General features: G+C 70.2%; 24 protein-coding genes. 15 read left to right on the forward strand and 9 right to left on the reverse strand.

What is annotated here, in order from left to right:
• Positions 1-25: 25 nt before the first annotated feature.
• From OG588_RS36090 to OG588_RS36100, 3 genes are all read right to left on the reverse strand, one after another.
• Positions 26-286: a hypothetical protein gene (locus tag OG588_RS36090; protein WP_405950882.1), complete on the reverse strand. Its 261-nt coding sequence runs from the start codon at positions 284-286 to the stop codon at positions 26-28.
• Between the two features lie 31 nt (positions 287-317).
• On the reverse strand, positions 318-872 hold the full coding sequence (locus tag OG588_RS36095; protein ID WP_405950883.1) for a hypothetical protein: 555 nt from the start codon (positions 870-872) through the stop codon (positions 318-320).
• Between the two features lie 362 nt (positions 873-1,234).
• Positions 1,235-2,212 carry an Lrp/AsnC ligand binding domain-containing protein gene (locus tag OG588_RS36100; protein ID WP_405950884.1) on the reverse strand — a complete coding sequence of 326 codons (978 nt, stop codon included), beginning with the start codon at positions 2,210-2,212 and terminating at the stop codon, positions 1,235-1,237.
• A gap of 112 nt (positions 2,213-2,324) precedes the next feature.
• Between OG588_RS36100 and OG588_RS36105 the strand changes: the two genes are divergently transcribed.
• Together OG588_RS36105 and OG588_RS36110 are read left to right on the forward strand one after the other, a co-directional pair.
• The gene (locus tag OG588_RS36105; RefSeq protein WP_405953293.1) at positions 2,325-3,767 is read left to right on the forward strand and encodes a carboxylesterase/lipase family protein; all 1,443 of its coding nucleotides are present in this window, start codon (positions 2,325-2,327) and stop codon (positions 3,765-3,767) included.
• Between the two features lie 119 nt (positions 3,768-3,886).
• Complete coding sequence (locus OG588_RS36110; RefSeq protein ID WP_405950885.1) at positions 3,887-4,735, forward strand: PhzF family phenazine biosynthesis protein; 849 nt, start codon at positions 3,887-3,889, stop codon at positions 4,733-4,735.
• A 3-nt stretch (positions 4,736-4,738) separates the two neighbouring features.
• Here OG588_RS36110 and OG588_RS36115 read toward each other — a convergent pair whose 3' ends face one another.
• A complete protein-coding gene (locus OG588_RS36115) occupies positions 4,739-5,194 on the reverse strand; it encodes an Lrp/AsnC family transcriptional regulator (RefSeq protein ID WP_405950886.1) in 456 nt (151 codons plus the stop codon).
• Between the two features lie 159 nt (positions 5,195-5,353).
• Between OG588_RS36115 and OG588_RS36120 the strand changes: the two genes are divergently transcribed.
• Both OG588_RS36120 and OG588_RS36125 read left to right on the forward strand, forming a co-directional pair.
• The gene (locus OG588_RS36120; protein WP_405950887.1) at positions 5,354-6,538 is read left to right on the forward strand and encodes a trans-sulfuration enzyme family protein; all 1,185 of its coding nucleotides are present in this window, start codon (positions 5,354-5,356) and stop codon (positions 6,536-6,538) included.
• 82 nt (positions 6,539-6,620) lie between these two features.
• On the forward strand, positions 6,621-7,916 hold the full coding sequence (locus tag OG588_RS36125) for an amidohydrolase family protein (protein WP_405950888.1): 1,296 nt from the start codon (positions 6,621-6,623) through the stop codon (positions 7,914-7,916).
• A 55-nt stretch (positions 7,917-7,971) separates the two neighbouring features.
• Here the strand turns inward: OG588_RS36125 and OG588_RS36130 are convergent, their stop codons facing one another.
• Positions 7,972-8,424 (reverse strand): MarR family winged helix-turn-helix transcriptional regulator, encoded by a 453-nt coding sequence (locus OG588_RS36130; protein ID WP_405950889.1) that lies wholly within the window; start codon positions 8,422-8,424, stop codon positions 7,972-7,974.
• Between the two features lie 104 nt (positions 8,425-8,528).
• On the opposite strand from OG588_RS36130, the gene OG588_RS36135 reads away from it, so the two are divergent.
• The 8 genes from OG588_RS36135 (at position 8,529) to OG588_RS36170 (ending at position 15,691) form a co-directional block, all read left to right on the forward strand.
• Complete coding sequence (locus OG588_RS36135; protein WP_405950890.1) at positions 8,529-9,623, forward strand: ABC transporter permease; 1,095 nt, start codon at positions 8,529-8,531, stop codon at positions 9,621-9,623.
• 73 nt (positions 9,624-9,696) lie between these two features.
• Positions 9,697-11,109, forward strand: coding sequence for a dihydrolipoyl dehydrogenase (gene lpdA / locus OG588_RS36140; RefSeq protein ID WP_405950891.1), 1,413 nt, complete (start codon positions 9,697-9,699; stop codon positions 11,107-11,109).
• Between the two features lie 144 nt (positions 11,110-11,253).
• Positions 11,254-11,643, forward strand: a complete 390-nt coding sequence (locus OG588_RS36145) for a hypothetical protein (protein WP_019058741.1) — start codon at positions 11,254-11,256, stop codon at positions 11,641-11,643.
• Positions 11,640-12,263: a class F sortase gene (locus OG588_RS36150; RefSeq protein ID WP_405950892.1), complete on the forward strand. Its 624-nt coding sequence runs from the start codon at positions 11,640-11,642 to the stop codon at positions 12,261-12,263. The genes OG588_RS36145 and OG588_RS36150 overlap by 4 nt, the downstream gene beginning before the upstream one ends.
• A gap of 47 nt (positions 12,264-12,310) precedes the next feature.
• Positions 12,311-12,802, forward strand: a complete 492-nt coding sequence (locus OG588_RS36155) for an RNA polymerase sigma factor (protein WP_366099636.1) — start codon at positions 12,311-12,313, stop codon at positions 12,800-12,802.
• Positions 12,786-13,304: a hypothetical protein gene (locus tag OG588_RS36160; protein WP_405950893.1), complete on the forward strand. Its 519-nt coding sequence runs from the start codon at positions 12,786-12,788 to the stop codon at positions 13,302-13,304. The genes OG588_RS36155 and OG588_RS36160 overlap by 17 nt, the downstream gene beginning before the upstream one ends.
• 83 nt (positions 13,305-13,387) lie before the next feature.
• Positions 13,388-15,070: a carboxylesterase/lipase family protein gene (locus OG588_RS36165; RefSeq protein WP_405950894.1), complete on the forward strand. Its 1,683-nt coding sequence runs from the start codon at positions 13,388-13,390 to the stop codon at positions 15,068-15,070.
• A gap of 93 nt (positions 15,071-15,163) precedes the next feature.
• Positions 15,164-15,691 (forward strand): hypothetical protein, encoded by a 528-nt coding sequence (locus OG588_RS36170; protein WP_019058746.1) that lies wholly within the window; start codon positions 15,164-15,166, stop codon positions 15,689-15,691.
• An 8-nt stretch (positions 15,692-15,699) separates the two neighbouring features.
• On the opposite strand, the gene OG588_RS36175 is transcribed toward OG588_RS36170, so the two are convergent.
• On the reverse strand, positions 15,700-16,851 hold the full coding sequence (locus tag OG588_RS36175) for a serine hydrolase domain-containing protein (RefSeq protein ID WP_405950895.1): 1,152 nt from the start codon (positions 16,849-16,851) through the stop codon (positions 15,700-15,702).
• 246 nt (positions 16,852-17,097) lie between these two features.
• Here OG588_RS36175 and OG588_RS36180 point away from each other — a divergent pair, with 246 nt between their 5' ends.
• Together OG588_RS36180 and OG588_RS36185 are read left to right on the forward strand one after the other, a co-directional pair.
• Entirely contained in the window at positions 17,098-18,387 is a 1,290-nt protein-coding gene (locus OG588_RS36180; protein ID WP_405950896.1) for an alginate lyase family protein, read from the forward strand.
• 43 nt (positions 18,388-18,430) lie between these two features.
• On the forward strand, positions 18,431-20,356 hold the full coding sequence (locus tag OG588_RS36185; protein WP_405950897.1) for an RNA polymerase sigma factor: 1,926 nt from the start codon (positions 18,431-18,433) through the stop codon (positions 20,354-20,356).
• Here OG588_RS36185 and OG588_RS36190 read toward each other — a convergent pair.
• Positions 20,338-20,697: a winged helix-turn-helix transcriptional regulator gene (locus OG588_RS36190; RefSeq protein ID WP_405953294.1), complete on the reverse strand. Its 360-nt coding sequence runs from the start codon at positions 20,695-20,697 to the stop codon at positions 20,338-20,340. The two genes, OG588_RS36185 and OG588_RS36190, sit on opposite strands and share 19 nt — an antisense overlap.
• A gap of 129 nt (positions 20,698-20,826) precedes the next feature.
• Between OG588_RS36190 and OG588_RS36195 the strand changes: the two genes are divergently transcribed.
• On the forward strand, positions 20,827-21,492 hold the full coding sequence (locus OG588_RS36195; protein WP_405953295.1) for an NADPH-dependent F420 reductase: 666 nt from the start codon (positions 20,827-20,829) through the stop codon (positions 21,490-21,492).
• Here OG588_RS36195 and OG588_RS36200 read toward each other — a convergent pair.
• Both OG588_RS36200 and OG588_RS36205 read right to left on the reverse strand, forming a co-directional pair.
• A complete protein-coding gene (locus tag OG588_RS36200) occupies positions 21,476-22,162 on the reverse strand; it encodes a glycerophosphodiester phosphodiesterase (RefSeq protein WP_405950898.1) in 687 nt (228 codons plus the stop codon). The genes OG588_RS36195 and OG588_RS36200 overlap by 17 nt on opposite strands.
• A 37-nt stretch (positions 22,163-22,199) precedes the next feature.
• Entirely contained in the window at positions 22,200-23,288 is a 1,089-nt protein-coding gene (locus OG588_RS36205; protein ID WP_405950899.1) for an adenosine deaminase, read from the reverse strand.
• Positions 23,289-23,300 lie beyond the last annotated feature (12 nt).

Here is a 23,300-nt window from a genome sequence, read left to right on the forward strand (position 1 = left end):
AGCAGTGCGCCGAGGTCGACGCTTATCAGGGCACGGCGGCTGTGCACGGCGAGAGCGAGAATCCCGAGAAGCAGGATTCCCGCGTAACCGAGGGTGATGACACCCCGATCGTCGGCCGCTTCGCGATCGCGGTGGTCCAGTCGGCGCGCGTCCCGATGAACAGGGCGATGACGGCGAGCAGCGTGATCGCTCGGTGCAGTGGTGCCGGTGCGGCCGATGGCGACAGCCCAGGTCGGTTGGGCGCGGCATCGGGAACGGTGGCCGAGGTGACGGCCGTCTTGCTCATGTGCGGAGTCCCTTGGGAGAGCGGGGCATGGTCAGATGAGGGATTTCTTGTAGGGGAAACCCGCCATCTTGTCGGTGTCGGTGGCGGAGTGTTCCGAGGCGAATCCCCTGGCCGGTCGGCAGGCCGCGGTGTCGCTGGTGTCCGGGATCTGGATGGCGAGGCCTTCGGGTTCGCGGAAGTAGAGGCTCTGGGCGGCCTTCGTGAGCTGACGGTCGCTCACCGACCCGGTGTTCCAGTCGATTCTGGTGACGTAGGTGTTGCCGTCGGGGTCGGTGGGTGTCGTCGTCGTGCTGTCCGCGTATGTGTACGCGTTTCCGTCGATCATGTACAGGTACTGCCCGAGGGCCGTGAAGCCCTGGAAGTCGGAATACGCGCTCCCGGTCGGCTCCGGAGACCGGCTGAACTTGGTGACCTGCGACGAACCGAGGTTGAGGACCGTGCCGTTGGCGAACTTGAAGCGGGCGATCTTGCTGCCCCAGGCGTTGGTGACGCCGCTCGAATCGGTGGCGGCGACGGCGTCGGTCTCGGTCCACAAGCAGGCGCTGTTCCCGAAGGGTTCGACGGCGAACGCGACGCCGCCGCCCACTCATCGCCCGATGCGCGGTGGAACCTGCTCGGCTTCGACGGTTACTACGGGAGCCCGTACGACCTGGAGCCCGTCGATCGCGACCGGAAGATCCAGGAACTCAAGGAGGTCGGCCTGAACCAGATGAGCGAGCGGAGGGCCGCTGGTACGGCGAGCGCCACTGTGCGCTACAGGCCTTCATCGACATCTGCGCACGGCACGTCAGCGGAACCGTGCGCTGGAGACTGACCGCCGGTGGCGCGGAAACAAGGTCCATCGTGGCGGATCAGCCCCGCTATCTCCGTGACAGAGAAGTGTGGGAGAAGGACTCGATCCGCGCGGAGAGCGCTCCCACCTCGCAGCCTGACAAGAACCTGGTCGGATCAGAGGCTCCCGGCCCGCACCAGCCCCGTCCTCTTCACCCCGCTCAGGATCGGGGTGACCTCGATCGTGGAGACGTGCGGCAGCGCGCCGATCGTGTCGTTCAGGAAGTGGTAGAGCGCGTTGAGGTCCGCGGCGGCGACGGCCACCAGGAGGTTGGCCGAGCCGGTGGTGGCCGAGGCGAAGCGGACTTGGGGGTGGCGGCTGAGTTCCTGGCCCGTTTCCTCCAGGCCGCCGGGGGAGACCGTGATCCACAGCAGAGCCTCGGTGCGGATGCCCAGCCGGGCCAGGTCGACCTCGGTCGCGAGTCTGACGACCTGGTCGGCGACCAGCGCCTCCAGTCGGCGGCGGGCGGTGAGGGCGGTGGTGTCGGCGCGGCGGGCGAGGTCGGCGTAGGAGGCCCGGCCGTCCTCGACCAGGGTCGTGATCAGGGCGTGGTCGAGAGGCTGGAGGGACGGGCGTGCCGCCGGGGCGGGCAACTCCGGTCTGAGGCTGGTCAGTTCGGCCTCCGTCAGCAGGCCGCCGCTCCAGTCGAAGGCCGCCGGGAAGACCCGTAGCAGGATGTGCGAGGTCCACGACTGGACCGCGGGGGTGGCCGGGAGGTCGCGCAGGAGCAGGGAGTTGCGGGCGTCCGGGCCGTCCAGGAACAGGATCGTGCAGATCTCGTCGCCGCCGCCGAGGATGTCCACCCAGATGGTGTCGGGGCGGCGGGCCAGGGTGGCGGCGATGGCGCTGATCTGGTTCGGCCGGCAACGGATGCGCAGGGCCAGCGGGATCAGGTCCGGGAACCACACCGGGCTGCGTACGGCGGTGGCGCGCAGCGTCTTGTCGTGGAACAGCGGCGCCGCGCGCCGCACCACCGTGCGCTCCGAGATGCCCAGGACCCGGCCGACCGTACGCCACGAGGCCCGCGGGGAGGCCAGCATCGCGGCGGCGATCCGACAGTCCGTCTCGCTCAAGGGGTGGCTTGCTCTCGCCATATCTGCCTGGTCCTCTGTCCTGCTTTCGCGCTTCTGTTTCCCCATTCTGGCTCGGATCGATACACACCGCTAGAAACAGTTCGGAGCGAACGACGGAGAGAGGGTGAGCCCGATGGTGGTGGGTGTCGTGGAGACGGATCGTGGTCGGGTCCGGGGCGTCGCGCGGGGAGAAGTGGTCTCCTTCCGGGGGATTCCGTATGCCGCCTCGCCTGTGGGCGAGTTGCGGTTCGCGCCGCCTCGGCCGCACCCGGGGTGGACCGGGCCGCGCGAGGCGGCGCAGGCCGGGCCGGCTGTTCCGCAGGGGGCCTCCCGGCTGGAACGGGTGATGGGGGCCCGCGTGCCGGACTGGGACGAGGACGGCTGTCTGAACCTCAACGTCCATGTTCCGGCAGGGGCATTGGACGGCGGTGCGGCCCGGCCGGTCCTGGTGTGGTGGCACGGGGGCGGCTTCACCAGCGGTTCCGGCGGCTGGGACTGGTACGACGGCGGGCGGCTCGCCGCGCTCGGCGACATCGTGGTCGTCTCCGCCAACTACCGTGTGGGCCCGCTGGGTTACCTGTATCTGCCGGAGATCGGCGCCGCCAACCTCGGCGCCCAGGACCAGGCCGCCGTGCTGGCCTGGGTGCGGGACAACATCGCCTCCTTCGGCGGCGATCCGCGCGAGGTGACGGTCGGCGGACAGTCGGCCGGAGCGTATGCGTCGCTGGCACTGGCCCTCGATCCGCGGACCTCGGGACTCGTGAACCGGGTGCTGCTGGAGAGCGGCCCGTTCGGCCTGGCCCCGCAGGATCCCCAGCACGCGGCCGAGAACACCGAAGCGTATCTACGGCTGCTCGGGGTGCCGGGTGGAGCGGATGCGGCAACTGCCTTGCGTGCGTTGCCCGTTGAGCGGTTGCTGTCCGCATACGGCAGGCTCGCGGGGCAGCTCGCGCGTCCTGGCAACGCCGCTCCGCCCATGCATCCGGTGCTGGGCGGGCCCGGTGTGCCCGGCGATCTGCGTCGGGGGGTCGTGGGTGGTGGGCTGGAGGGCAAGTCCTTGCTGATCGGTACCACTCGGGACGAGGCGAGCGCCTTCACCGCCTTCGACCCGAACATCCAGAACCTCACCACCGAGGGCGCGTTGGACCTTCTGGGCCAGCAACTCGGCGAATCCGCCGATGAGTTGTACCAGCGATACGCCACCCGGTTCGAAGAGCCCACCGCGGCACGGGTGTTCACCGCGACGGTGACCGACCAGCTGTTCCGCGCCGACTCGCTGCGGATCGCCGACCACCACGCGGCGGGCGGCAACGCGACCTACGTCTACGAGTTCGACTACCGGCCGGCCGAGGACCCGTACGGCCTGGGTGCCACCCACTGCGGTGAACTTCCCTTCCTTTTCGGAACGTTCGATGCCTATCCGGACAGCCCGATGCTGGGTCGGACCACCGATGCCGTACGGGAGCTGGGGCACACCTTCGCCGGTGCGGTCGCCGAGTTCGTCGTGCGTGGCTCGGTGCATGACTGGTTGCCGTACACGCCTGCGACGGCCGCTCGTGTTCGGCACTTCGGCTGACATCCGATGCTTCGGCCCGAGGGACATCAATCCACTTTGTTGTGAGTGGCCCTGTTCTCGGCGTGCGGTCGCCCGTTGGGATGGACCCGCTTTCCCCTCAGCCGTGTGAAAGGGCCTTGATGACCATGCCGCGCAACCGCTCGTTCGTGCAGGTCGACGTGTTCTCCACCAGCCCCCACTCCGGCAACCCGGTCGCGGTCGTCCTGGACGGGACGGGGCTGAGCGACGAGGAGATGCAGGGGCTGGCGCGCTGGACGGACCTGTCCGAGACCACGTTCGTGCTGCCGCCCACCGTCCCCGAGGCGGACTACCGGCTGCGGATCTTCGCCCCCGGGGGCGAGCTGCCGTTCGCCGGGCACCCCACCCTCGGGTCCGCGCGCGCCTGGCTGGAGGGCGGCGGCACACCGCGGCACGACGATCGCATCGTGCAGGAGTGCGGCGTAGGACTGGTCACCGTGCGACGGGGTGAGGGCACTCTGGCGTTCGCCGCTCCGCCCCGGGTACGTGAGGGGGCGCTCGATGAGGATCAACTGCTGCGGATCGTGGGCGCGTTCGGGATCTCGCGGGACCGGGTCGTGGCCCACGAGTGGGTCGACAACGGTCCCGGCTGGGCCGTGGTCCGGTTGGCCACGGCGAAGGAGGTGCTCGCTCTCGAACCTGACTTCGCCCTCCTGCCGGACGCGATGGTCGGGGCGATCGGGGCCCACCCCGACGGGTCCCGGCACGCCTTCGAGATGCGTACCTTCGCCCCCGGCGTCGGTGTCCCGGAAGACCCCGCGTGCGGGAGCATGAACGCCGGCGTCGGTCAGTGGCTCACCGCCACCGGCGCCGTGCCCTCCTCCTACCGGGTCTCCCAGGGCACGCGGCTGGGGCGGGCCGCGAGCATCGAGATCAGCGCCGACGCGGACGGCACCGTGTGGGTCAGCGGCGCCGCCGTCGTGCGTATCCGCGGGACCATCACGCTCTGACCGTCATGCGGTACCTGTGTCGGTGTCCGCGGTGAGCGTCTTCATCGTGACGTAGCTGGTCACCGTGGCCACGCCGGGCAGGGTGGCCAGCTGGTTCGCGTGGAACTCCTCGTAGGCGGGCAGGTCGGCCACCTCGACCTGGAGGAGATAGTCGAAGTTGCCGGTGATGTGGTGGCAGGCGACCACCTCGGGCAGCCGGGTGACCCCGCGTTCGAAGGCGACCACGTCCGCGCGGATGTGCCGCATCAGCCGTACGCCCGCGAAGACCCGCAGGCTGCGGCCGATCGCGGCGGGATCGATCAGCGCGCGGTAGCCGCGGATGACCCCGGCCTCCTCCAGCTGGCGCACGCGGCGCAGGCAGGGGGACGGGGAGAGCCCGACGCGGGCCGCCAGCTCGTTGTTGCTGATGCGGCCGTGCGTTTCGAGCACGGCCAGAATCGATCGGTCCACCTCGTCCATGACGGCAGATTATTGCGCCAAGAGTGCGACTACCACAATTGCGCGCCCGCCCAGCGCGCAATTTACTGCCGAAGTTGCCGAGATCCGGGCATCTTGGACCGCTGGGCGGTCACGATTCATGGAGTCGCACCAACGGTCCAGGTCCACGGAAGGGCAGCCATGCCGGGCAAGAGCACCATCACCGTTCACGCCGATCGCGAGGTCCATCCCAGCCGTGCCGTGGCCCCGCCCATCTACCAGACGGCGGCGTTCTCGGCCGAGGACGCGGAGACGTTCGCACATGGTGCCGTAGAGCCGCGCGGCAAGGACTTCTACACCCGGTTCGGTAACCCGAACCACGCCCAAGTCGCCGCTGTCGTAGCCGAGTTGGAGAACACCGAGACGGCCATGGTCACCGCCTCCGGGATGGCCGCGCTCACCACGTCCGTGCTGGCCCTGGTGTCCGCCGGTGACCATGTCATCGGCCAGCGGTCCACCTACGGCGGTACGGCGTCGGTACTGCTGAACCTGCTGCCGCGACTCGGCGTGACGACCACGCTGGTGGACCAGACCGACCCGGAGGCGTTCGCGAAGGCGCTGACCCCGCGCACCCGGCTGATCCTGGTGGAGACCCCGAGCAACCCGCTGCTGCAGATCACCGACCTGCGCGCCGTAGCCGAACTGGCCCGCGCGCACGGCGTGTTGACCATGGCGGACAACACCTTCGCCACCCCGCTGAACCAGCGCCCGGTGGACTTCGGCATCGACCTGGTCTGGCACAGCGCGACCAAGTATCTGAACGGCCACTCGGATGTCTCCGCCGGGGTGCTGGCCGGGCCGGCCGAGATCCTCGACCGGATATGGGACGTGGGTCTCCTCACCGGTGCCACGCTCGGGCCGATCGACGCGTGGTTGCTGCTGCGCGGGATGCGCACCCTGCCGTTGCGGGTGCCGCGGCACAACGCCAACGGGCTTGCCCTGGCCGAGGAGTTGAGCTCGCATCCGGCGGTGGCGAAGGTGCACTATCCCGGGCTGGCGACGCATCCGCAGCACAAGTTGGCCGTGGACCAGATGACTGGTTTCGGCGGGGTGCTCGGCATCGAGTTCGCCGGTGGGTTCGAGATGGCCGACGCGTTTCTCGGCAAGCTGCGCTACCCCCGCCGGTCGGCCAGCCTCGGGGGAGTGGAGTCGCTGGCCGTGCATCCGGCATCCATGTGGCGCGGAATGCTCAGCGAGCAACAGCTAGCGGAATCGGTCCCGTCTGGGCTGGTCCGGCTGGCGGCGGGGACCGAGGACACGGCGGATCTGGTCGCGGACGCGGTCGAAGCCGCCGACGCCGTGCTGACCGAGGCGGCGACCACCTGAGCGGGCGACAACACCCGTACCCCCACTGGTGACGACACCCCCCACTGGTGACGACACCCCCCACTGGTTAGGAGCTCCTCCGATGACGAAGAAAACCCTGCTCACCGGCGGCACCGTGGTCAGCATGGACCCGGCCGTCGGCGACCTCGCACGCGGTGACGTGCTGATCGAGGACGGTGTGATCGTCGAGGTGGCCGCGCGCATCGACGTGCCGGACGCCGAGGTGATCGACGCGAGCGACCGGATCGTCATGCCCGGCTTCGTCGACAACCACCGCCACTCCTGGCAGACCGCGTTCCGCGGCGCCGGCGCGGACTGGACGTTTCCCGAGTGGGCGCTGGCCATGCACCGCACGGTCAAACCCCACTACCGGCCCGAGGACGTCTACGTCGGCACCCTGCTCGGCCGCCTGGAGGCCCTGCACTCCGGTGTGACCACGATGCTGGACTGGTACCACGTCGCGCAGACCCACGACCACGAGGACGCCGCCGTCGCCGCGCTGCGGGACGCGCCGGGACGGTCGATCTTCTGCCTCGGCGCCGGGTGGGGCACCGCCGACTCCGTCGACGCCGACATCCGCCGCGTCCGCTCCGAGCTGCCCGGCGACGGCCTGGTCTCCATGGCGCTTGGCCTGCGCGGCCCCGACGACACCGGCATGGACACCGTCGCCCGGGAGCTGAAGCTGGCGGCCGAACTCGGCCTGCGCACCAGCCTGCACATCGAGGCCGCCGGCACGGTCACCGACCTCCACGAACACGGCCTGCTGCGGGACACCACCACTTTCGTGCACGCGAACGGGATCAGCGACGAGGAGCTGCGCATGCTCGCCGGCGCGGGCGCCTCGCTGTCGATCAGTCCCGACGTCGAACTGAAGATGGGGTTCGGATCGCCGGTCACCGGGCGGGCGTTGGCGGCGGGAGTGCGCCCGACGCTGTCCGTCGACGACGTCCCGTCGGTCGGCGGTGACCTGTTCTCCACGATGCGTACGGCCTTCGCCGTGCAGCGCGGTTTGGACGGCGGCCTGCGCTCCCGTGACCTGCTGGAGTTCACCACGATCGACGCGGCCCGGTCCTGCGGGCTGGACTCCCGCACGGGCAGCGTCACGCCCGGCAAGGACGCCGACCTGATCCTCCTGCTCACCGACGACCTGACCGTGTTCCCGGTCACCGACCCGGCCGGCACGATCGTCAGCGCCGGTCACCCCGGACTCGTCGACACCGTCCTCGTTGCCGGTCAAGTGGTCAAGCGGGACGGGAAGTTGGTCGGCGTGGACCTGCCGGCGCTGCGGACCCGACTGCTCGCGTCCCGGGACCGGATCGCGACGGCTGCGGGGATTCCGGTCGACGGCACGTGGCGCCCGCGGCCGGAATGGAAGTAGGCGCACGTGGCCGGACCCGGGGCGAGTATCTGTTCAACGTGCCCGCCCGGGCTCGTCACACCGCGTCCCCGCCCTCCAGCGCCGAAGGGTTCAGCGACGCCAGCAACTTGAGCAGCAGCGTGTGTGTCTGCTCCTGCTCCGTCGGCGTCAGTGCGTGAAGCGCCTTGGCGTGGGCGGCGTCGACCGTCTCCGCCGCCTCCGCCGCGAGCCGTACACCGGCCTCCGTGACGTGCAGACGCTGGGTGCGCCGGTCGCCGGGCGTGGTGCGGCGCTCCAGCATCCCGCGCTCGACCAGCCCGTTGACCGCCGTGCCCATCGACTGCGGGGTGATCGCCGCCCGGCGTGCCGCGGTCGCGCTGGAGACGCCCGGGTCGAGGACCGCCTGCATCAGGGCCCGGTGCTGGGCGAGGGTCAGCTGGAGCGGGCGCAGGGCGCGCTCCATCCGGGCCGCCATGATCTGGCCGATCTGCCAGGCGACGTAGCCGGTGCGGCGGTCGGGATGCTTCACGGGGAGACCTCTTCTGCGGGGCACTTCGGAGCGGGCACTTTTGTAAGGCAGCTGATTGTGATGTACAAATAATATCAGTTGCCTTCTAATCTAGGAACGCTCCGATGTCCCAGCAAGTCGCACCCCGAGCCACCGGCACGACCGGCACCCCCCGGCCGTCGCACAAGCACGCCCTGGACGTGGCCCACCCGCCCCCCGGCCCCGGAAACCTGCGTGCCGTCCTGCTCCCCGTGGCGGTCGTGCTGCTGATCGGTGCCGTGTTCGTCAGCGTCTACCTCGCCGCCTTCCACGCCCCGCGCCCCCACCAACTCCGCGTCGGCACAACGGAGATAGGCACCGCGCAGGCCCACCTGAACCAGGACCTCGACCGCATCGCCCCCGGTGGCTTCACCGTCGAGACCTACCCCGACGAGACGGCCGCCCGGAACGCCGTACAGGACAGAAAGGTCTACGCGGCCTACCTCGGCGACGGAAAGCTCCTCTACGGCAGCGCCAACGGAGCCGCCGTCACCGCGACCGTCACCACCGCCTTCGGCTCCGTGGCCCACGCCGAGCAGCACGAACTCGCCGTCGAGGACGTCGCCCCGGCGGCGGCGGGGGACACCCGGGGCCTCTCCGTCTTCTACGCGGCCTTCGGTCTGGTCCTCGCGGGCTACCTCTTCGGTATGACGACGTACCAACTGGCCCCCCGCCTCCAGTACCGCTGGCGGATGGCCAGCCTGGCCCTGTTCGGCGTCGTCGGCGGTCTCCTGATCGCCACCATCGCCGGCAGCACGGGCTTCGGCGCGCTGCCCGGCTCCTTCCTGCCGCTGGTCGTCGTGATCTCCCTGATGGGCGCCGCGGTCGCGGCCACGACGATGGTCCTGCTACGACTGTTCGGCTCGGCGGGCGTCACCCTCGCCTCGATCCTGATGCTGATCCTCGGCAACAGCAGCGGCGGCGGGATCATGCCGGCCGCCTATCTGCCGGGCTGGCTGCGCCCGCTCTCCGAGATCCTGCCGGTCGGCGTCGGCGTCCGTGCGATGCAGGGCCTGTCCCGCTTCCAGAACGACGGCCTGTCCCGCGCCCTGGTGATCCTCCCGGTGTGGGTCCTCGGCGCCGCGCTGGTGCTCTACCTGAAGGATGTGTACCGGCGCGGGGCTCCGGCAGCCGGTGCGGGGGAGAAGAGCGCGCCGGGACCCGACCCCGTCGCGGGCTGACCTCGACGTACCGGGCCTCGGGGCGTGCATCCTGGACACTGGTGAGGATCTCCCTCCGGGAAAGGAACCATCGATGGACGAGCAGGACGAGCGGTTCGATGTCGTCGTACTCGGCGCGGGTCCCGGCGGCTACGTCGCCGCCATCCGTGCCGCCCAACTGGGCAAGCGGGTCGCGGTCGTCGAGGAGAAGTACTGGGGCGGGGTCTGTCTGAACGTGGGCTGCATCCCGACCAAGGCCCTGTTGCGGAACGCCGAGTTGGCGCACATCTTCACCCGCGAGGCGAAGACCTTCGGCATCAAGGTCGAGGGGGAGGTCTCCTTCGACTACGGCGAGGCGTTCCGTCGTAGCCGCCGGGTCGCGGACGGCCGGGTCAAGGGCGTCCACTATCTGATGAAGAAGAACAAGATCACGGAGATCGACGGCCGCGGCACCTTCCTCGACCCGCACACGCTCCAAGTGGCGGGCTACGACGGCGAATTGCGCACCATCGGCTTCGAGCACTGCATCATCGCGACCGGCGCCACCCCCAGGCTGCTGCCCGGCACCAAGCGCACCGCGCGCGTGGTGACGTACGAGGAGCAGATCCTCGCCGACGACCTGCCGCGGTCGATCGTCATCGCGGGCGCCGGCGCGATCGGCATCGAGTTCGCGTACGTGCTGCACAACTACGGCGTGAAGGTCACGATCGTCGAGTTCCTGGACCGGATGGCACCCCTCGAAGACGTCGAGGTCTCCACCGAACTCGCCAAGCAGTACCGCAAGTTGGGCATCGACGTCCTCACCTCCACCCGCGTCGAGTCGATCGACGAGTCCGGCCCGCAGGTCCGCGTCACGGTCACCGGCAAGGACGGTGCGCAGCAAGTCCTGGAGGCCGACAAGGTGTTGCAGGCGATCGGCTTCGCCCCGAACGTCACCGGCTACGGCCTGGAGAACGCGGGCGTACGGCTGACCGAGCGCGGCGCGATCGACGTCGACGGCCGGTGCCGCACCTCCGTCCCGCACCTGTACGCCATCGGCGACGTCACCGCGAAGCTGATGCTCGCGCACGCGGCCGAGGCGATGGGCGTGATCGCCGCCGAGACCCTCGCGGACGCGGAGACCATGGAGCTGGACTACGCGATGATCCCGCGCGCCACCTACTGCCAGCCGCAGATCGCCAGCTTCGGCTACACCGAGGCGCAGGCACGGGAGTTGGGCCATGACGTCAAGGTCGCGAAGTTCCCGTTCACCGCGAACGGCAAGTCGCACGGCCTCGGCGACACCACCGGTTTCGTCAAGCTGATCAGCGACGCGAAGTACGGCGAACTCCTCGGCGGCCACCTCATCGGCCCCGACGTCACCGAACTGCTCCCCGAACTCACCCTGGCCCAGCAGTGGGACCTCACCGTCCACGAGGTCGCCCGCAACGTGCACGCCCACCCGACGCTGGGCGAGGCGGTGAAGGAAGCGGTGCACGGCCTCGCGGGACACATGATCAATATGTGAGCCGGACGCCTCTCGGCCGACTTTGCCATCTCTTTACAACCCGCCCTCCCGCTGCCTCGTCTCTCCGCTCGATCACTGACCCGCCCCACCGCCGAACCGTCGTCCGACGGACCCGGTGGGGCGGCCGACGAGAGAGAGCGATCCATGCGCCGAACTGTCCTCAGCGCCCTGGCACTCACGTGCGGCGCGGTCCTGGCGTCCACCGCGCCCGCGTTCGCGGCCGGGGCCTCCGCGGCCCCGACCCGCACCCCGTCCGCGGTGCCGAGCGCCACCAGGGCGCCGACCCCGGCCCCCACCGCCGAACCCACCCGCAGCGCGTCCACCGCGCCCTCCGCCGAACCGTCCGCCGCCTCCACCCGGGCCCCGAGCCAGGTCGCCGAGGTCCCCAGCGGCGCCCCGGACACCGGTGTCACGACGGGGTCGAAGTCGTCCGACGACATGACGACCGGGCTGGCCGGTGCGGGAGCCGCCGCGCTGCTCGTCGGCGGCGGCGCCTTCGTCGTCGTACGGCGCCGGAGGACGACCGGCGTATGACCTCGCTCTCCAGGCGCGCCTTCGTCACCGCGGCGACGGCAACGCTGCTCGCGGGCTGCGGCGGCGGGCACGGGACGACCTCGGCCGCGAACGCCCCTCAGCAGCAAGGGAGTTCGACGCCCACCGGACAGTCCTCGGCGCCACCCTCCGCCAAGACGGCACACGCCCTCGCGCGTTCCGTCCCGGTCACCCTGCGCGTCCCGGCGATCGGGGTCGACACCCCGGTCATGCAGCTGGGGCTGGCCTCCGACGGCACCGTCCAGGTGCCGCCGATCGCCGCGCACGACCGGGCGGGCTGGTACCGGCACTCGCCGACACCCGGCCAGACCGGGCCGTCGGTGATCCTCGGGCATGTGACCGTCGGCGCGTACGGGGACGGCGTCTTCCGCCATCTCGCGAAGCTGCGCAAGGGCGACCGGATCGAGGCGGGCCTGGAGAACGGCACGACGGCCACGTTCACCGTCACCACCGTACGGACGGTCGCCAAGGCCGACTTCCCGTCCGACGAGGTGTACGGGAACGTGGCCCGCCCCGAACTGCGTCTCATCACCTGCGGCGGGACCCGCACCGGTACGGGATACCTCGACAACGTGATCGTCTTCGCCACGCTGACCGGCTGAATTCCCGTACCCCGTAGCCACTTTGCACGTCACGACCATGGAGAGCGTTGAAACGGTCCCGCGAGAGGGCAGCGTCCGAACTGTTCGCCGCCGTCTACCCGCGCCTCGCCGGCTGGTGCCGCCGTCTCGTCGACGACGACGAGACGGCGCACGAGATCGCCTCCGAGGCGTTCACCCGGCTCTGGGCCCGCTGGACGAAGGTGGCGGAACCGCGCGGCTTCCTCTACGTCACCGCGGCCAACCTCGTCCGTGACCACTGGCGCAAACTGGAGCGCGAACGCCGGGCCGTGCGCCGCGCCACCACGGAGGAGGCGATCCGGCCGCCGACCGAACAGAGCGACCCGTCCGTACGACTGCTCGTCCAGTCGCTGCCCGAACGACTGCGCGTCCCGATCCTCCTGCACTACTACGCTGACATGCCGATCCGGGAGGTGTCCGTGCTGACCGGACGCAAGGAAGGAACCATCAAGGCCGACCTCCACGCGGCCCGCGAACTGCTCCGCGCCCACCTGAGGAGAAGCCTTGACCACACACTTTGACGAGGGAGACGGGGAACCGGGCCGCGACCTCGACGACCCCCTCACGGTCATCCTGCGCCCCTCCTCCACCGAGTACCTCGGCCCGCCCACCGGCCGCTACGAGTCGATCCGCCGCGGCGCGAACCGCCGCCGCCTGCTCCGCGCGACACTCGGCGCCGGCGCGACCTGCGCGGTGATCGCCCTCGTGGCCCTCCCCTTCCGCCTCTCCCACCACGACTCTCCTACGACCCCCACGGTCCCGCTCGCCCCACCCCCCGCGAGCAGTAGTCCTACGACCCCGCCCAGCCCGTCCGCGACGAGGGCTCCCACCCCCACCGCGAGCCCGAGTTCCCCCACCGACTCCCGGGCCCCGGGCCGCACGATGGTCCCGACCACGACACCGTCCAGGGATCCGTCGGCATCGGCGTCGGCATCCGCCGCGGCACCTTCGTCGGCGGGTGCCTCGTCCTCACCGACCGCACGTTCCGTCGAGCCGTCGGCCGTGCAGACGCACACGGGGTAACTCCCGCGCTGGTAGGGGCAATTGCAGCCAATCCTGTCGCGCATCTTGCCGACAATATTGCCGGGGCGTTACACAAGTGGGTCATGGGAAGGACGACCACACTCCGCAGTAGAGTCCGCACCATCCTGGCAACCGCAAGCGTGCTCGGCCTCGGGCTGCTGTCCCCGATCGCCGTCCACGCACTGAAGTCCACTCCCGCACAAGGGAGTTCGGAACACTCATCCCTGGTGGTGTCCACCGCCACCGGCAAGGTCAGGGGACTGGCCCAGACCGGATACGACGCCTGGCTCGGCATCCCCTACGCCGCCGACCCCACCGCCACCAACCGCTGGACGGCCCCACGACCCGCCTCCGCCTGGAGCGGCATCCGCGACGCCTCCCGCTTCGGCGACCGCTGTGCCCAGTCCTCCGGCTGGGACCCCGGCTACGAGAAGACGATCACGACCGAGGACTGCCTCGACCTCAACGTCTATGCACCACAGGGGAGTACACGGGGGAGCGGGACCGACACCCCGGTCGTCGTGTGGATCCACGGCGGCGGTTTCACCGGCGGCGCCGGACAGGACACCAACCCGCGCAAGTTCGTCCAGCAGACGGGCGCGATCGTCGTCACCGTCAACTACCGCCTGGGCCCGCTCGGTTACCTCAACCTGCCCCAGCTCCGCGCCGAGAACGCCAACGGTGCAGGAAACTACGGCCTGTTGGACCAGCAGACGGCGCTGCGCTGGGTCCGGTCCAACATCGGGCACTTCGGCGGCGACGCGAAGAACGTCACCATCGCCGGCCAGTCCGCGGGCGGGAGTTCTGTCTGCGACCAGCTCGCCTCGCCCACCGCGAAGGGCCTGTTCGCCCGGGCGGTCATCATGAGCGGCGGCTGCGCCCTCCAGACGGCGGCGGCCGGTGAGACGCAGAGCCAGGCCTTCGTCAAGGAGATCGGCTGCGCCACCGCCTCCGACGTCCTCGCCTGCCTGCGCGCCAAACCGGCCTCGGCGATCGTCGCCGCCCAACTGAAGGCCCCGATCCGCCCGTCCCTCGGCGGCACCGCGTTCCCGGTGGACCCGGGGACGGCCGTACAGACCGGGAACTTCACCAAGGTCCCGGTCATGCTGGGCCAGACCAACAGCGAACGCGGCCTGTTCACCTTCCAGAACTACGACTACCTCGGCACACCGATGACCGCCGACCAGTACACCCAGGCGGTGAGGTCGACGTACGGCACGAACGCGGACAAGGTCCTCGCCGAGTATCCGCTCACCGCCTACCCCACCCCGGGCCAGGCCTGGACCGCCGTCCAGAACGGCTCGACCTCCTACGACCGCCAACAACTGATGGCGCGCCTGTCGAAGTGGGTGCCGACGTACGCCTACGAGTTCGCCGAGAGCGACACCCCGCACTTCACCTCGATCTACCGCCTCCAGCAACAGAGCGCCACGGCAAGGGACTTCCCCTTCGGCGGAGCCATCCACGTCGACGACCTCGGCTACATCTGGGACTACCTGGGCCAGACATTGCCCTACGACGACGACCAACTGGAGCTGTCCCGCCAGATGATCACCTTCTGGGACCGCTTCACCACGACCGGCGACCCGAACGGCTCCGGCACCCCGAACTGGCCGAAGTACAGCACCAAGACAGGGGAGTTGATGTCCCTGAAAGCCTGCGACACGGCACCGTCGAGCAACGAACCCCCGGCGGCCTGCTCCAAGGTCACCCGTGACTTCGCCCAGGAACACGACCTGGACTTCTGGCAGAGCCTCGGGTCGTAGCGACGACATCTGTCGGCCGACACACCACACCTGTCGGCCGACAGGCGTCGGCATTGTTTTGAACGTGTTCAATTCTCGGCGTAAGCTGCCGCCATGAACGACAGAGCCGCCCTCCTGAAGGGCATCCGCGCCTGGCTGGTCCTGTTCGTCGTCTGTCTGGTGCTCAGTGGCGCCACCGCCTTTCCGCTGGTCCATGAACTCCGCTGGACCGAGGACGTGTTGAGGTCCCTGTCCGTACCGCACTACCTGCCCACCCTGATGGACTGGATCGTGCAGGTGCGACAGGGACTCGACACCGCCGACACCGACTACCCCTTCCTCCTCTACGGCACGGACTGGCTGGCCTTCGCGCACCTCGTCATCGCGGTCGCCTTCTACGGCCCCTACCGCGACCCGGTCCGCAACATCTGGGTCGTCGAGTTCGGGATGATCGCCTGCGCCGGGATCGTTCCGCTCGCCCTGATCTGCGGGCCGATTCGCGGAATTCCCTTCTGGTGGACGGTGATCGACCTGTCCTTCGGGATTATCGGGATCGTCCCGCTGTACGTCGTGCGGAGGAAGATCAAGCGTTTGGAGGCCGTGACGTTCGAGTCAACTCCCGCCCTCATCCCCGCTACTTGAGACCCCCGCTACTTGAGCGCCGCCAACGCGATCCGTTCCGCGACCGCGTTCATCGACTCGCCCTTCGCGTCCGTCGAGTTGACCGAGTAGACGAGGGTGCGGGACAGGTCGCGGGTGGCGAGGACGACGGCGCTGTAGCCGTACCGGGAACCGGACTTGAGCCAGTACACCTTGCCGCCGTACTCGAAGCGCTGGAGCCCCGCGCTGTAGCCGGCGCCCTCGATGCCGGCCGGGACCGTGAACATCTCCTCCAGCTGCGGGCGCGGCACGATCCGGCCCCGGAACAGCGCCGTGATCAGCCGTTCCAGGTCGGCGGTCGTCGAGATCATGTCGCCGGCCGCCCGGCGGTCGGCCTGGTTCCAGTCGGTGACGTCGACGAACTTCGTTGTGCCGTCGGGCTGTTGGACGATCTGGTAGCCGTGGTTGTGGGGGCCGAGGATGCGCGGGTTCGTGCCGGGGAAGTACGTGTCCCGCATGCCCGCCGGGCGCAGGACGAGCCGGGTGGCCTCCGAGGCGTACGAGTGGCCCGTCACCCTCTCGATCAGCAGACCGAGGATCGTGTAGTTGATGTTGAGGTAATCCTGCCGCTCGCCCGGCCGGAACTCCGGGCCCTTCGCCACCGCCGACGCCACCACCTGCCTCGGCGTGAGCGTGTCGAAACGGTGCGCGTACTGGTCCTCGAAGGCGTCCCCGAAGCCGTCACCCGCCTGGATGCCGCTGGTGTGGTTCAGCAACTGCCGTACGGAGATGGGCTCGAAGGCCTTCGTGAGCAGTCGTGGCAGGTAGTGCTGGATCGCGGTGTCCAGGTCGACCTTCCCCTGCGCCGCCAGCCGCAGCACGGTCGCCGCCGTCACCACCTTCGTCGTCGAACCGGCCCGGAAGCGCGCGTCGGGGTCGGCGGTGGCACCGCTCTCCAGATCGTGCACGCCTGAACTGCCGCGCCAGGAACCGTCGGTGCCTCCCACCCGGACGAGAGCCGCTGTGGCGTCGGAGTTGGGGAGTCCGGCGAGCGCGGCGCGCAGGGCTTCGGCGTCCGGGCCGGCCGTCGCCCGCGCGCTGGCCGACGGGGACGCGGCGAACGCGGGTGCGGCCAACGGGCCTGCCGCGAGGGCGAGTACGAGGGAGGCGGTGAGGACGGTGGTGCGACGACGGGGGCGCATCGGCTGCTCCTGGGATCTCCGGTGTATGTCGGTGATCAGCCTTGTCCGGTACGGCCGTTCGCGGATCGTCGGCGAGGAGGGCGCTCGTCCCTGATGCCGCCCGGTCCAACTGTCGTGCTGCGTAAGGGTGTTGCCGGGGTTGCTTCTTACGGGATCCAACTCGGCGCCGTAAAAACTGTTATCCCGGAAGCCTTCACTCCGTCTCCCTCTGCGTCCCCAGTCTCCTCACGCACCGGAGCCACCCACATGGCCACCAGCGCACGCAAGCCCGCCAACAAGCACCGCCTCACCCGCCGGGGTCTCTTCACCCTCGGCGGCGGAGTCGCGGCGGCGGGAGTCGTCGGCGGCGGGATCGCCGCGTTCTCCGGGGGAGGGGCGGACGCCGCGCAGACCGGCACAGCCACCGCCATCGGTACCGCCACCGCCCGGCCGCAGGCCCTCGTCCACCCGGGCATGCTGCACAACGCCGGCGACCTGAACCGCGCCAAGGTCCGTGTCGCCGCCCGCAAGGACCCGTGGCTGTCGGGCTGGACACGGCTCACCGCCAACCGGCACTCCGACAGCACCTGGCAGGCCCGCCCGCAGGCCACCGTCGTACGCGGCGGCACCGGCCAGAACTACGTCACCCTCTACAACGACATCCACGCCGCCTACCAGAACGCCCTGCGCTGGCGGATCGGCGGCACAAAGGCCAACGGCGACACGGCAGTCGCCATCCTCAACGCCTGGTCGGCCACCCTCACCACGGTCAGCGGCAACTCCGACCGCTTCCTGGCCTCCGGCATCTACGGCTACCAGTTCGCGAACGCCGCCGAACTCGTCCGCGACCACCCGGACTTCGAGTTCGCCCGCTTCAAGAAGATGATGACCACGGTCTTCAAGCCGATGAACATCGACTTCCTGACCAACCACAACACCGCCAACATCACCAATTACTGGGCGAATTGGGACCTGTGCAACGTCGCCTCCCTCATGGCGACCGGCATCCTCTGCGACGACCGCGCCACCTTCGAGCGCGGGGTCACCTACATGAAGTCCGGCGCGGGCAACGGTTCGTTCCAGCACGCCATCCCCTTCGTCTACGACGGTCAGGGCCTCGCCCAGTGGCAGGAGAGCGGCCGCGACCAGGGCCACACCATGATGGGCATGGGCCTGCTGGGCGCGATCTGCGAGATGGCCTGGAACCAGGACGCCGACCTCTACGGCTACCTCGACAACCGGTTCATGAAGGCCGCCGAGTACGTCGCCAAGTACAACCTCGGCGCGGCCGTGCCCTTCACGACCTACGCCTGGCGCAGCGGCCAGGGCAACGGCAAGTACATGGAACAGCCTGTGATCTCCGACATAGCCCGGGGCGCCGTTCGCCCGGTTTGGGAGATTCTGCACAACCACTACGCCCGCCGCCGACGCCTCTCCACCCCGTTCATCACCCTCATGGCTGAGAAGGTGCGTGCGGAGGGCGGTGGCGGCGACTACGGCCCGAACAGCGGCGGTTTCGACCAACTCGGCTTCGGGACGCTGCTGTACAGCAAGTGACACCGGGCGGTATCGGGTGATGCCGGGGAGGGCGGGGAGCGACATGGACGGGCGGCAGTGGCGCTCCACCATCGCGGCGGCGCAGGCCGGTGACCGGCGGGCGCTGGACGAACTGGTCGCGGGCTGGCTGCCGTTGGTCTACAACGTGGTCGGCCGCGCCCTCAACGGCCATGCGGACGTGGACGATGTGGTCCAGGAGACGATGCTGCGCGCCGTCGACCACCTGGGATCGCTCCGTGACCCCGACAGCTTCCGGTCCTGGCTGGTGGCGATCGCCATGCGCCAGATCCGGGACCGGGCCCGCCGCCGCAAGTCCCCCGACCAACTCCCGGACGGGCTACCGGGAGACGCCGCCGACTTCGCCGAACTCACGGTCCTGCGGCTCCAGTTGGAGGGGCAGCGGCGCGAGGTCGCGGAGGCGGTGCGCTGGCTCGACGACGAGGACCGCCAACTCCTCTCCCTGTGGTGGCTGGAGGTCGCGGGCGAACTCACCCGCCGCGAACTGGCATCGGCGGTCGGCATCAGCCGCCAGCACGCGGCGGTCCGCGTCCAGCGGATGAAGGAACGCCTGGAGACCGCCCGGGGCATCGTCCGCGCCCTCGACACCGCCTGCCCCGACCTGCGCGACGTCACCGCCCGCTGGGACGGCCGCCACGACTCGGTTTGGCGCAAACGCATCGCCCGCCACCTACGAGGCTGCGCCTACTGCGGCGACCCCCGCGAGTCCGTCGTACCGGCGGAACGCCTCCTCGTCGGCATCGCCCTCGTTCCGCTGCCGATCGGGTTCACGCTGTCGCTGGCGTTCGGCGCGAAGACGGCGGCGGCTGCGGCGGGGGTTGCCGGGGCTGCCTTCGGGGTCGGGGCGAGTGGGTTGGGCGGGGCGGCGGGTGTGACAGGCGCCGGTGGGGTCACAGGTGCGGCGGGTGCTTCTGGTGTTGCTGGTTCCGCCGGGGCGGCCGGGGCTTCGGGTATCGGAGGTTCGGCAGGGGCCGCCGGTGCTTCCGGCGTCGTGGGTTCGGCCGGAGTCTCGGGAGCCTCCGGGGCGGCGGGCTCCGCCGGGATCGCCGGTTCGGCCGGTGCGCCCGCCGGGTGGTCCGCCAAGTTGCTCGGGGTGTTGACCAAGCCCGCCGTCGCCGTGGCGGCGGGCGCGACGATCGCCGCGGGCGGCGTCTACGTCGTCACCCAGTCCCCGAACGACCCACCCCCCAAGGCCCTCACCCCTACCGCGACGGTCACCACACCCGGCCCGGGTTCCGGCACCCCGACGCCCACCGCGTCACCCTCGCCGTCCCCATCCGAGTCCCCGTCTCCGTCCCCGTCACCGTCCAAGACGACCACCGGCCCCTACGGCTCGGTCGTCGACGCCGTGGACCGGGCCCCGAACCCCAACACCCCGCCTGCGACGCTTCCGCACCGCCCCGCGTCCGGCGTCATCAGCACCGGCGGTGCGCACGCCACCATGAACCACCGGGGTGACAACGTGACGCTCAGCGGCCAGGGTTACGTCCTCGTCCGCTGGCAGATCTCACCGCAGTACCGCAGCGGCGCGCTGGTCATGCCGAGTTGGACCGCGCTGAAGGGCAAGCTCTTCCACGTGGCCTCGGGCGGCGGACGCCGGATGGACGACCCGGTCAGCACCACCGACACCACCGCCACCGGCATGGGCAACTCGACCATCGGCTACGACGTCCCGCCCACCGGCACCCAACAGATGTGGCAGAACGAGTACTTCTACGTCGACGGCAGCGTCACCCTCACCAACAACGAACGCGGCGCCGACTACGGCCTGAACATCTTCCCCACCACCTGGGACGCCGTGGAGAAGGACATCACCACCGGCCCCACCCAGGGCGCGACCCGCTACGGCCTGACCCGCGACACCGGCAAGGACGACACCCCAGTACCCCAGTACGTCACCCGCACCACCCCGACCGACCCGGCGACGGTGGTTCAGAAGTCCCGGGTGTGACCGCCGTGCGGGTAGCTGTCCTGCGCGGCCATGACCTCGTCACCGTGCTCGAAGGCCCACGCCCCGAACGCGTCGATCGGGTCGAGCAACGTCCGCCCCAGCGCGGTGAGTTCGTACTCCACCCGCGGCGGCGAACCACCGTACGACCGCCGCGCCACGAGCCCGTTGAACTCCAGTCGCCGCAAGGTCTCCGTCAGCACCTTTTGGCTGATCCCGCCGATCCGCCCGCGTAGCTCACCCGGCCGCCGAGGCCCGTGCCGCAGCGCCCACAGCGCCACACAGTTCCAGGTGTTGCCCAACAGGTCGAAGGCGAGCCGGGCTCGGCAGTCGGCGAGAAACATCGAGTCCGTCGAGTCCGTCGAGTCCGTCGGGTTCGTCGAGTTCGTCTGGTTCGTCGTGTTCGTCGGGTCTGAGGTCACGCACCACATGGTGCCCGAGCCGCTTCCTACTGTCGTGGCATGCAGACGCAGATGCGGATAGGAATCCTCGGCACCGGCGGCATGGCGGACGCGCTGGGCGCGCAGTGGCTCCGGGCCGGACACGAAGTGCTGTTCGGCGGACGGGACTTGGGGCGGGCGCAGGCGCTGGCGCGGCGACGGGGAGGCTTGTCCGGCAGCCTCCGCGAGGCCGCCGACTTCGGCACCGGCGCCGTACTGGTCGCGTTGCCCTGGGACGTCGTAGCGGAAGTGACCCGGCAACTCCCCTTGGCCGGAAGGGTGTTGATCGACTGCACGAACCCCGTCGGCGACGGCTTCCGCCTGCTCACCGCGGGCGGCCCCTCCGCCGCCGGACAACTCGCCCTCGCCGCCGGTCCCGAGGCCCATGTCGTCAAGGCGTTCAACCTCTGCCACGAGGACGTCTGGCGCCTGACACCCCCGGTGTTCGACGGCCGCCCCCTCGGCGTACCGCTGAGCGGAGACGACCCCGAAGCCCTCGCGGTCGTACGGCAGTTGGTGCGGGACATGGGCTGCGAGCCGTTCGCGGCGGGGGAGTTGGACCAGGGGGCGGCGTTGCTGGAGGCGACGGCCGCGCTGCTGATCCGCCTGTGGGTCGGTGAAGGGGTGGACGCTCAATCCATCGCCCCGCCAAGGGAGTTGGCGGGGCGATCGGGCACGCCCCTCAGCCCTTCTTCCTGAGCCCGCAGAGCACGTCGACCCGGTTGGTGGTGATCGAGTCGACGCCCATGTCGAGGAGACGGCGCATCGAACGACGGGTGTCCGGGGTCCAGACCGAGAGGAGGTAGCCGTCGCGGTGGACGCGGGCGGTGAGGTCCCGATCCACCAGCGTGAAGCGGTAGTTGAGCCAGCGCGGCCGTACCGCTTCGAGCACCGCCGGGCGCGGCGGCGCGATGGAGGTCCAGGTCAGGGCGATCTCGGCGGACGGGTCGGCCGCCCGGACGGCGAGCATCGCGTCGGCGCCCGCGCAGTAGTACACCCGGTCGTCCGCCCCGCACTCCCCGATCACGTCCACGACCCGGCGCACGGCCCGCGGGTCGGCGGGGCCGGGCAGGTCGACCATCACCCGGCTGCCCTCGGTCGCGGCCAGCGCCTCCACCAGCGTCGGCACCCCGCCGTCCGTGAGCCCGCGCACCTCGTCCACCGACAGCGACTTCAGCGGCCGGTCCACTTCCCACAGCCGTTGCAGTGTCTCGTCGTGCAGCAGCGCGGGGACGCCGTCACGGGTCAGCCGTACGTCGAACTCGACCGCGTCCGCGCCCTGTTCGAGCGCGGAACGCAGTGAGTCGGTGGTGTTCTCACGGACGCGGTAGGGGTCGCCGCGATGGGCCACGGCGGTCACGTTCTGCATGGGCCCATTGTGCTGGTTGTTCGGCGAGGGCCGGCTGTCAGGGGGCGAGCCACGCCGAGGTGTAGGTGTCGATCTCGTCGTCGATGCGGGCCTTGCCGGCCGGGTCCAGGAAGGAGGCCCGCACGGCGTTCTTCGCGAGGTCGGCGACACCGCGCTCGTCGAGGTCGAGGAGGCGGGCGGCGACCGCGTACTCGTTGTTGAGGTCGGTGCCGAACATCGGCGGGTCGTCGGAGTTGATCGTGACGAGGACCCCGGCGCGGACGAACTCCTTGATCGGGTGCTCGTCGAGCGTGCGGACCGCGCGGGTGGCGATGTTGGAGGTCGGGCAGACCTCCAGCGCGATGCCGTGCTCGGCGAGATGGGCGAGCAGCTTGGGATCCTGGGCGGAACTGGTGCCGTGCCCGATGCGTTCGGCGTGCAGCTCGTTCAGGGCGTCCCAGACCGTCTCGGGGCCCGTGGTCTCACCGGCGTGCGGCACGGAGCGCAGGCCCGCGGCGATGGCCCGGTCGAAGTACGGCTTGAACTGTGGCCTGGGCACCCCGACCTCCGGCCCGCCCAGCCCGAACGACACCAGCCCCTCGGGCCGCAGCCGGTCGTCGGTCGCCATCCGCACGGTCTCCTCGGCGGACACGAGCCCGGCCTCACCGGGAATGTCGAAGCACCACCGCAGTACGGTCCCGAAGTCCGCCTCGGCCGCCTTGCGGGCGTCCTCGATCGCGTCCATGAAGGCTCGCTCGTCGATCCCGCGCCGGGTCGACGAGAACGGCGTGATGGTCAACTCCGCGTACCGCACCTGCTGCCGGGCCATGTCCCGGGCGACCTCGTAGGTCAGCAGCCGTACGTCCTCGGGCGTGCGAATCAGATCTACGACGGACAGGTACACGTCGATGAAGTGCGCGAAGTCCGTGAAGCTGAAGTAGTCGACCAGGGCCTCGGGGTCGGTGGGCACCTTGGAGTCGGAGTGCCGGGCGGCCAGCTCCGAGACGATCCGCGGGGAGGCGGAGCCGACGTGATGAACATGCAGCTCGGCCTTCGGCAGCCCGGCGATAAAGGCATGCAGGTCACGGGTCTGACGGGCCTGACCGGCGGCGGGTGCGGCGCTGTGGTCGGAGCGCTGGTCTGACAAGGTTCCTCCCCG

The organism is Streptomyces prunicolor (assembly GCF_045162825.1).
Classification (GTDB): domain Bacteria; phylum Actinomycetota; class Actinomycetes; order Streptomycetales; family Streptomycetaceae; genus Streptomyces; species Streptomyces prunicolor.